This window comes from Streptomyces sp. NPDC097981 (assembly GCF_040302565.1).
GTDB lineage: Bacteria > Actinomycetota > Actinomycetes > Streptomycetales > Streptomycetaceae > Streptomyces.
In genome coordinates this window covers 1-8,940 of the sequence record NZ_JBEORW010000104.1, presented here as the reverse complement: position 1 = coordinate 8,940, position 8,940 = coordinate 1, and the positions used below count along the sequence as shown (strand labels likewise).

General features: G+C 69.8%; 6 protein-coding genes and 3 pseudogenes. 2 read left to right on the top strand and 7 right to left on the bottom strand.

The window, feature by feature from the left end; translation table 11 throughout:
- The 5 genes and pseudogenes from ABTY04_RS39440 to ABTY04_RS39415 form a co-directional block, all read right to left on the bottom strand.
- On the bottom strand, positions 1–498 hold a 498-nt coding region (locus tag ABTY04_RS39440; protein WP_352218254.1), incomplete at its 3' end, for a hypothetical protein.
- Positions 499–788: 290 nt separating this feature from the next.
- A pseudogene (locus ABTY04_RS39435) lies at positions 789–1,213 on the bottom strand (helicase associated domain-containing protein); the annotation flags it as partial.
- A 184-nt stretch (positions 1,214–1,397) separates the two neighbouring features.
- Positions 1,398–2,158, bottom strand: a pseudogene (locus ABTY04_RS39430) (IS5 family transposase); the annotation flags it as partial.
- 232 nt (positions 2,159–2,390) lie between these two features.
- A complete protein-coding gene (locus ABTY04_RS39420) occupies positions 2,391–3,374 on the bottom strand; it encodes an aldo/keto reductase (protein ID WP_352218252.1) in 984 nt (327 codons plus the stop codon).
- A gap of 431 nt (positions 3,375–3,805) precedes the next feature.
- Positions 3,806–4,225: a ribosomal maturation YjgA family protein gene (locus tag ABTY04_RS39415; protein WP_502996821.1), complete on the bottom strand. Its 420-nt coding sequence runs from the start codon at positions 4,223–4,225 to the stop codon at positions 3,806–3,808.
- Positions 4,226–4,412: 187 nt separating this feature from the next.
- On the opposite strand from ABTY04_RS39415, the gene ABTY04_RS39410 reads away from it, so the two are divergent.
- Positions 4,413–5,216, top strand: coding sequence for a hypothetical protein (locus tag ABTY04_RS39410; protein ID WP_352218251.1), 804 nt, complete (start codon positions 4,413–4,415; stop codon positions 5,214–5,216).
- Positions 5,217–5,345: 129 nt separating this feature from the next.
- On the opposite strand, the gene ABTY04_RS39405 is transcribed toward ABTY04_RS39410, so the two are convergent.
- Together ABTY04_RS39405 and ABTY04_RS39400 are read right to left on the bottom strand one after the other, a co-directional pair.
- On the bottom strand, positions 5,346–6,182 hold the full coding sequence (locus tag ABTY04_RS39405; protein ID WP_352218250.1) for an undecaprenyl-diphosphate phosphatase: 837 nt from the start codon (positions 6,180–6,182) through the stop codon (positions 5,346–5,348).
- A gap of 639 nt (positions 6,183–6,821) precedes the next feature.
- A complete protein-coding gene (locus tag ABTY04_RS39400; RefSeq protein ID WP_352218249.1) occupies positions 6,822–7,076 on the bottom strand; it encodes a hypothetical protein in 255 nt (84 codons plus the stop codon).
- Between the two features lie 248 nt (positions 7,077–7,324).
- On the opposite strand from ABTY04_RS39400, the pseudogene ABTY04_RS39395 reads away from it, so the two are divergent.
- Positions 7,325–8,519: pseudogene (locus ABTY04_RS39395) on the top strand (IS110 family RNA-guided transposase).
- Positions 8,520–8,940: the final 421 nt, after the last annotated feature.

Sequence of the window (8,940 nt, the reverse complement as noted above, 5' to 3'; positions counted from 1 at the left end):
ATGATGCGGTACGAGGCCTTCATCGCACTCCAGCGCCCGCTCGCCGAGGGACTGGCCCTGTTTGCCGAGTTCGACCTGTCGTCGCACGGCACGCTTCTCGAAGAAGCCGAACCGCTCCCAGTGCTGGCCATTGTCGAACGAGCGGTCCACCCAGCCCTGGTAGTAGCCGCAGCCACTGGCGACCCCCAGACGGGGCCACGCGTACCAGGCGCCGTTCTTACGGGCGGAACGGAGCTCCAGGGTCGCACAGCCGGGATCACTCACCCGGTCGTCCGTCTCCTTGACCTCCCAGGAGCAATCGCCCGGGTCGGTTTCGTTGCACTGATCGCCCCAGCCGCAGGGCAGGCCGGCCGCCAGAGTGGATCCGACCACCCCGTCCGGGCGCGGCGTGGCGAAGACGGGGTCCCCCGGCCGCGAGGGGCTCGCCGTCGCGGTTCCGGCCAGCGACACCAGGAACATCCCCAGAAAAGCGCCTGCCAGTGTCAACTTCCTGATCATCCATCTGTCCTTTCGTTTCGGCCCGCCTGCACCCGTACGGGGCGGAGCTCCTTGCCGGGGAACTGCCGGGCTGCGTAGCGCGTGGACCCGACTGCCCTCCGACGCGGAGGAGTGGAGATGGGATGCCCGGTGCAGCCCTTGCCCCGACAGTGCCGGGCGGCGCCGCTATGGATCCGCCATGGCCTGAACATGCCTGCGCCACCGACTGTGCGATGCGGCCTCTGGCATCGTGTGGCCATCCGGGCTTTGGCCACCTCCCACCCCCTGCGGGAGACCGTGACCGTTCTTGGCGCCCTTGCGCCGGAGGTTGGCCATGTGCTGTCCGGATGGGCATCATCTCGTCGTCCTCGCCCCACACTGCGTCCTGCCGGGGTGCGAGGTGCCCGGTGGCTCGCCGGTAGGACCGGAGCGCGGCGAGTTCGGCCTCCCACGCCTCCTCGCCGGGCTCCCAGACCATCCCGGCCTCTGGCGCGTCCAGCAGGTTCTTGCGCCGTTCTTCGAGCTCTTCGGCCCGCAGGGCTTTGCGCGGCTGGTGGACCCACCGCCCGGGCGGGAAGGCCTTGGTGACGCCGACCTGGGTCTCGGTGTCGTAGGGGACGGCGTGCAGGCCGGTGATGCCGTTCTCGGCCCGCCACCGGATGAGGGCCTGGTAGCCCTCCAGCCAGACGAGGCTGCCGGGCCGGTAGACCCGGGTGCGCAGGAAGGCCGCGATGGTGGGGCGCCGTCCGGCGTGAATTCCTCGAAGACCTTTTTGGCGGTGGACAGTTCGGCCAGCCGGGCCTCGGCCTCGTCCAGCGCGGTGGTGAGGTGCTCGATCTGCCGCCGCACGTTGGCGGCCCTGGCTGCGGCCCGGTCGTGCTCGGCCTGCAGGCTGGTGAGGAGTTCGGTGAGGCCGTTGTTCATGCGGCCGCCACGAACTCGTCGCACCAGGCCGGGGACGGCGTGGTGAGGCGGCGGGTCATGTTCGCGGTGGCCGCCCAGTAGACGCGGGAGCCGGAGTTGTCGGGCCGGTGGTCGTACTCGCGGACCAGGCGGCGGTGGAGCATCAGGGTGCCGTTGACCTGCTCGACCACCCACCGCTTCGGCTGCGGGACGAACCCTTTGGCCTTGTCGGCGGGGTTGCGGTGCACGGTCTCGACGGTGATGCCGAGCAGGGCGCCGTGGATGACGGTCATTTCCTTGAACCCCTGGTCCACCAGGGCTTTCTCCAGGCGGTTGCCGCACCGCTCGGCGGCCTGGGTCAGCAGGGCGGTGCCGGCGGCGTTGTCGTGGGCGGAGGCGGCGAGCACGACGACCCCGATGATCAGGCCCAGGACGTCGACGACAAGCCCGCGCTTGCGGCCCGGCGTCTTCCTGTTCGCGTCCAGCCCCGTCGTGGTCCTGGGGACACCCGCCGCCGCGCGGACGGACTGGGTGTCGATGACCACGAGGGACGGGTCCTCTCATCGCTTGGCTCTCTCCCGCACCTGGCAGCGCAGCAGTTCCTGTATTCGCCGGTCAAGGCCGTCCTGCCGCCACAGCGTGAAGTAGTAGAACACCGCCGACCACTCGGGCAGGTCGTGCGGGAGGTAACGCCACTGACAGCCCGTCCGGTTCTGGTAGAAGATCGCGTTCGCGACCTCCCGCAGTCACAGGAGCCCGGATCCCCCGTCGCCGACCGAGGGCGAGCGCGACCTGTACGTCGCCCTCACCCGGGCCACCAAGCGGCTGTGCACCGTCACGGTCCGGCCTGCGTCTGAAGACCACGAGATGGTGGCAGCGGTTGCCCGTGTGGCCGCTGAGCCAAGAAGAGGCAGCCGCGCCGGGAGCCACGCCCTGCGACGGGCCGGACCGCGCGGCGTACTGCCGTCGGGCAGCGGGCAACGCCGGACCGGCAGCGCAGGGCGGTCGCGTCAGCCGTTCAGATTGAGCATGTACTCCGGGGCGTAGCGGTCGCCGGAGGCGACACCGCGGGGGGCCACGGCCTCGATCGAGGCGATGTCCTCGTCGGTGATCGTCACACCGGTGGCGGCGACGTTCTCCTCCAGATAGCTGCGCCGCTTCGTGCCCGGGATCGGCACCGCGCCCCGGCGCAGCACCCACGCGAGGGCCAGCTGGGACGGGGTGACCGCCTTGGCCTCCGCAAGGCGCCGGACGGCATCGACGACGGCGAGGTTGCGGGAGAAGTTCTCACCCTGGAAGCGGGGGTCTGTCCGGCGGAAGTCGTCCTCGGCGAAGTCGTCGGGGCTGGTGATGGCCCCGGACAGGAACCCGCGGCCCAGCGGGGAGTAGGCGACCAGGCCGATGCCGAGTTCGTCGAGGGCGGCCTGGACGCCGTTGTCCTCCAGGCCCCGCTCGAAGAGCGAGTATTCGGTCTGCACGGCGGTCAGGGGGTGGACGGCGTGTGCGCGCCGGATGGTGGCCGCGGCGGCCTCGCTGATGCCGAGGTAGCGGACCTTGCCCGCGGTGACCAGCTCCGCCATGGCGCCAATGCTCTCCTCGATCGGCACGTTCGGGTCGACGCGGTGCAGGTAGTACAGGTCGATGTGGTCGGTGCCCAGGTGGCGCAGCGAGCGGTCGGCGGCGCGGTGGATGTACTCGCGGCGGCCGTTGTGACCCCGGAGGGTTCCGTCGTCGTCGATCTCAATGCCGGTCTTGGTCGCGATGACCACCCGGTCGCGGCGGCCCCCGAGAGCCTTGCCGAGCAGCTGCTCGTTGATGAAGGGGCCGTAGCTCTCGGCGGTGTCGAGCAGGGTGACGCCCAGCTCCAGGGCCCGGTCGATGGTGGCGAGCGATTCGGTCTCGTCGGTTGCGCCGTAGAAGGCGCTCATGCCCATGCAGCCGAGGCCTTCGGCGCCGACCTGCAGACCCTGGGTGCCGAGTGCGCGCAGTTCCATGGTGTTCTCCTTTATGACGCAGGGACGTGGCCAACTCGTTGTCCGTGCGGTGTACGCACGCCGGTCGTCTCGTCGGTATCCGGACGGTTGCCTGCCGACCCGGGTCATGGCGCGTGATGCGAGCGCAACGAAGGCTCGTGTCATCGCGGCGGCCTACGATGAGTCCGCCGAGTACGGTACCGCCGCAGCCCGGGCCGACCGCGCCCCCGACACGGCCGCGGCGAAGAAACGGATGATCTCCGGCCGCCGCCACGGCACGAACGAGACGGCCTTCCGGGGCCACGCCGCGAGCGCCGTCCACGGCAGCACGGTCGGTCTGACGGCCGCCGCCTGTTACGACTGGTCGGATGACGCCAGCGGTCTTTTCTCGCTCGGCGTGGGCATGGTCATGGTGGCCACCCTCGCGGCGACCTCCGCCCTCAGTGCACTCGTCACCTGGGCCTGCGGGTCGCCACCGCGGTGTGGACGAGCCACCCGGCTGCTGCGCCGACCGCGTACCAGAAGAGGTCGGGCAGGTTGAAAGTCGAACCGAGCACGAGGCGGGCGACGGTGCTGTGCCGGGACAGCTCGGCGGGCACCGAGGTCAACTGCAAGAACTCCACCAGGCAACTGACGGCCAGCGCACTTCCGGCGGCCCTCAGGGGCGTGACCCGTGGCGCTGCCACCACGATCAGGGTGAGCACCAGGACGGTGTACAGGGTGTCACCGCCGTACTTGGCCACGCTTCCGGTTGCCGAGGCCCTGAGCCCGAGCCCCAGTCCGACGGTGACCGCCGCCGCGCCCGCTGCTGCCAGACGGGTCCGAACCGGGTGGGCGGCGGCAGGTTCACGGGTTCCGGATATGAGAGTCACAGGGCCATGGTGTCAGCAGCCCGGTACCCGCCCCGGCACACGCTCGTCGCACCTCTCGTGTGTGAAGCGGCCATTCCGTACGGATTGTCGCCGACCGGCCACGTTCCGCACGCGAATGCCCCGGCAATGGCCGGTATGCCGGTCGCCGAGGCCGACCGACCGTCAACTGACGTGATGGCGATGGGACATGATGGTCACTCATGCAGTACCTGAGGAGCTGGGACAGTGCGAGAGCGTCTTCCCGCCGGGACGGCAGGGCGGACCGTCCACGGCCCGGCGGCGGAAGTCCCTCAACATCACGGTGGGTGCGGTGACGGCCGGCTTCGCAGCGGTCACCGCGGGCATGCTCCTCGCGGGCAAGCCGCTGCCGCTCGCGCTCCTGCCGGTGGTCCTCGGCGGTGCGGCCTTCGAGTGGATCCGGCGCCACAGCCTGCGGGTCATCGACCAGGAGCCCTACGACGAGGTCGAGTTGTACGAGAGCGTCCTCCTCGGCCGCGCCGGCGGCAGGCAGCGCCACATGCTCTGGAGCGAGGTCACGGAGTACCGGGTCCGCGCGTACGACCCGCCGACAAAGCTCACCGCGGACGGGCCGGAGCCGACTCGTTCCCCTGGGACGAAGGCCGTCTTCCGGCGCGCCTCGAACAGCGACTTCGAGGTGATGCTGAGCGGGCTCGAAGCCGGCGGCGACCTCATGGCAGTGGCGGCCGAGCGGGTCACCGCCGAGCTGCTGCCCGGAGCCCTGGCGCAGCTGCGCTCCGGGCACACCCTCGCCTTCGGTCCGCTCTCCCTCGACGCCGCCGGGATCCACCGCGGCGGCCGGAGCGTCGGCTGGGGCGAACTGGACGCCTTCGTGGAATCGCCGGGATCGAGGCTCGCGGTCCAGGACACCGCGGGGAAGGAGTCCCTTCACACCCGGGCGAGCGAACTGCCCAGCCCGGCGCTCTTCCATGCCCTGGCCCGGCAGGCGCAGGCTGACCACTTTGCGGGCTGAGCCGCGGATCCGGCGTCGGAGCCGTGCCCGGCCCGGTCCCGGCGGGAGCTGCGGGCGGGCACGCGTCCGGCCGCCCGCTCCTTCCGGCGGAAGGTTTGCGGGCGCCCCCCAGCCGGCGCGTGCGCTGCGTCAGGCGGCGAGGAGGCCGGTGCCGAGCAGGCCGAAGAGCAGGATTCCGACGGCGACTCGATAGATGACGAAGGCGTTGAAGGAATGCTTGGCGACGAACTTGAGGAGCCAGGCGATCGAGGCGTAGGCGACGGCGAAGGACACCGCGGTGCCGACGACCAGGGGGAGGGTGTCGACCCCGGCGCCGACGGCGTCCTTGAGCTCGTACAGGCCCGCGCCGGTGAGGGCGGGGATGCCGAGGAAGAAGGAGAGGCGGGTGGCGGCAACCCGTTCGAGGTCCAGGATGAGGCCCGTCGACATGGTCGCGCCGGAGCGGGAGAAGCCGGGGAAGAGCAGGGCGAGGATCTGTGAGCAGCCGACCAGCATCGCGTCCTTGAGGCCGGTGTCGTCCTCGCCGCGCTTGTGGCGGCTCATCTGGTCGGCTGCCCACATGAGGCCGCTGCCGACGATCAGGGAGCCGGCCACGACCCACAACGAGGCCAGCGGTCCCTCGATGAGCGGCTTGGCGGCAAGGCCGACGACCACGATCGGGACGGTGGCGTAGATGACCCACCAGGCGAACTTGTAGTCGTGGTGGTAGCGCTCCTCGCGGTTGGCCAGGCCGCGTCCCCACGCGGTCACGATGCGCACGATGTCCTTGAAGAAGTAGACGAGGACCGCGGCGATGGCTCCGACCTGGATGACGGCGGTGAAGGCCACAACCGCCTTGTCGTCCACGGGAATGCCCATCAGCCCCTCAGTGATCTTCAGATGGCCGGTGGAGGAGACCGGCAGGAATTCGGTGACCCCTTCGACGACGCCGAGGATCGCCGCCTGGCCGATGCCGATGGTGCTCAATTGGTCCGTCCCTGAAGTTGGTTTGATGCGACGCTGGCCAAGGGCCGGCCGGACCGGGTCAGGCCTGAATCCCCTTCCCCGTGGTGCATGTGATACAGAGGGTGCACAACGCTGACCGACTATATCGACTACAGCGCTGTAGACAAATGGGGCTGTCCTCGAATCCTCGATTGCGGCCTCGACGGCGCCCGGCTACCGGGCCACGGGCCGTCGACAGGGCGGTCACCGGGGCCGGACACACGAGGCCGGGACCAGGAAGCGGGCGGGGCCGCTCACCCCGCCGGCCGAGACCGACGCATGGGCGACTACGGCAGCCGTGGACCGCGGTCGTGGCCGCTGCGCGTGATGCGGGCCACGGCCATGCTGGCCCTCCTGGACAACTTCCGGGTCACCTGATTTCTTGACCGTGCCGGGTAGCCAGGCCCTCGCCGGCACCACCCGCGCCACGGCACCGACAACGCGCAGGGGGGAGACCACCTCGTACGGAGTGCGGACGATTTCCTCCCCGACGACGAGGCGTGAGATGCCGGCCGACGCCACTTCGGCAGAGCGGGGTTTGACGTCTACCGGCAGCACGACACGGGGGCGATGCCGATGAGGGAGTCGGTGGAGCCCCTGCCGGCAGACGGGATCGGCCCGTCAGGCAGATGGCTCGGCGTCGTAGTGGCCGTGGCACATCCGGAACCTCATGGGGTCGGTGCCGTCGGCCTGGATGTGCCCGATCAGCATCGACCTCAGCGGTTCGGGCAGCTGCTTGCCATGCGCTCCGGTCCATTCGGGGGACCCGAAGAGCTGGGCCGCGCCGTCGAGTTGCGCCGGGCTTGGCGGGCGGGTGGTGAGCGCGGCGAGGATCAGGTCGGGGTCTTCGGCGAGCATCTGCTGCTGGACCGCCATGTCGTACCACTTCAGGCCGCTCTACCTTCTTGCTCGGGTTGATCGAGCCATTCGTAGGGTTGGGCCGCCCAGGGGTGCTGGGTGTGGCTATCAGGCCGCTGCCGTTTCATGGCTCTGCTGGCTTCGCCGCCCGGCACACCACGACGACTCGGCCGTCGATCAGGAAGTGCGAACAAGTCGCTGAGTAGAGCAATCCCAGCGAGGTCGTCCGTGGCACGAAGAGTCCGAACACGCGCGTCAGGAGCACGATGAGCCGGATATGGGCGGGGATCGACAGCGGCAAGGGGCACCATCACGGCCTCGCGATGGATGGCGGGGGCAAGACGCTGCTGTCGCGGCGGGTCGCCAACGACGAGCCCGAACTGCTGAAGCTGATCGGTGACGTGCTGGACCTGGCCGATGGCCGTGACGTCACCTGGGCCATCGACATGACCGGCGGGGAGCCCGCGCTGCTGCTGGCCCTGCTCGTGGGCCACGGCCAGGAGGTCCTCTACATGCCCGGCCGGCTCGTCACCGGGCATCCGACGGCTACCGCGGCGAGGGCAAGACCGACGCCCGCGACGCCTACGTGATCGCCGACCAGGCCAGGATGCGCCGGGAGCTGCGGCCCATCCGCCCCGGCGACGAGGCGGCCATCGAGCTGAAGCTGCTGACCGGCCGCAGGGCCGACCTGGTCGAGGACCGTACTCGCGTGGTCAACCGCCTGCGCGGCACCCTGCTGTCGATGTTCCCGGCTCTGGAACGAGCCCTGGAGGTGACCAACACCGGCCCGCTTTAGACTGCTGACGGCTACCAGACCCCGGCCTCGATCCGCCGCGCCGGGATCCCCCGGCTGACGAAGTGGCTGGCCAACCGCAAGGTCCGCAGCGCCAGAGCCTTGGCGGAATCCGCGGTCGAGGCCGCCGAGCGGCAGCACACCGCCGTCCCCGGGGAGAAGACCATCGCCCAGCTGGTCCGCACCCTGGCCGAGAAGGTGATGACCTCAATGAGCAGATCTCCGAGGCGGACAAGCTCATCGAGGGCCGGTTTCGCGAGCACGAACTTGCCGACATCCTTCTGAGCGTCCCCGGCATCGGTGCGACCCTCGGCGCCGAGTTCCTCGCTGCCGTCGGCGGCGACCTGAACGAGTTCAACTCCCCGGACGCACTGGCGGCCTTCGCCGGCGTCGCCCCCGCACCGCGTGACTCGGGCAAGGTCAGCGGCAACCACCACCGGCCGATCAGCTACCACCGAAGACTCCAGCGGGTCTCCTACACCTCCGCACTCGTCAGCGTCCGCTACGACCCGAACTCACGGAAGTTCTACGACCGCAAACGCGCCGAGGGCAAGAAACACGTCCAGGCCGTACTCGCCCTCGCCCGCCGACGCGTCAACGTCATCTGGGCCCTGATCCGCGACCGACGGTGCTACGAAGTGACACCACCGGTCACGAAGGCCGCTTGACAACAGCATGAGGAAGCCAGCGGGGCAGAACACTGGCCGCCTCCGGGGAGCACTACAGGTTCTGATCCACTTCTTGTGGGGCGATGACAGCGCGTCACAAGGCCCTGGCAGGATGGTGGTTCGTGTGACTGCAGCGTTCTCTGGGCGGCTTTCTCTCATCTGGCGGCGGTCGCGGTGGATCAGGTGATGGTCGGTGACGGCACGGTCACTTTCGTGGCGAGAGCCGTGGCTGCGGAAGCGGTCTGCCCCGGATGCGGGGCGGCGTCCCGTCGCGTCCACGGCAACTACCAGCGACGCTTGGCCGACTGAACCGTTCCGGGTTCGGTAGAGATCTCAGATGTTGGTTGTGACCTGGGGTTTCGTGGTGCTCAGGTAGTGGTTGGCTTCGTATTCGGCGGGTGGAATGTGCCCTATCTCACCG

What these genes read in the sequence shown, in the direction of transcription:
- ABTY04_RS39410 (WP_352218251.1), top strand. Translation starts at nt 4,413, where the DNA reads ATGATGGTCACTCATGCAGTACCTGAGGAGCTGGGACAGTGCGAGAGC.
- ABTY04_RS39420 (WP_352218252.1), bottom strand. Translation starts at nt 3,374, where the DNA reads ATGGAACTGCGCGCACTCGGCACCCAGGGTCTGCAGGTCGGCGCCGAA.
- ABTY04_RS39400 (WP_352218249.1), bottom strand. Translation starts at nt 7,076, where the DNA reads ATGGCGGTCCAGCAGCAGATGCTCGCCGAAGACCCCGACCTGATCCTC.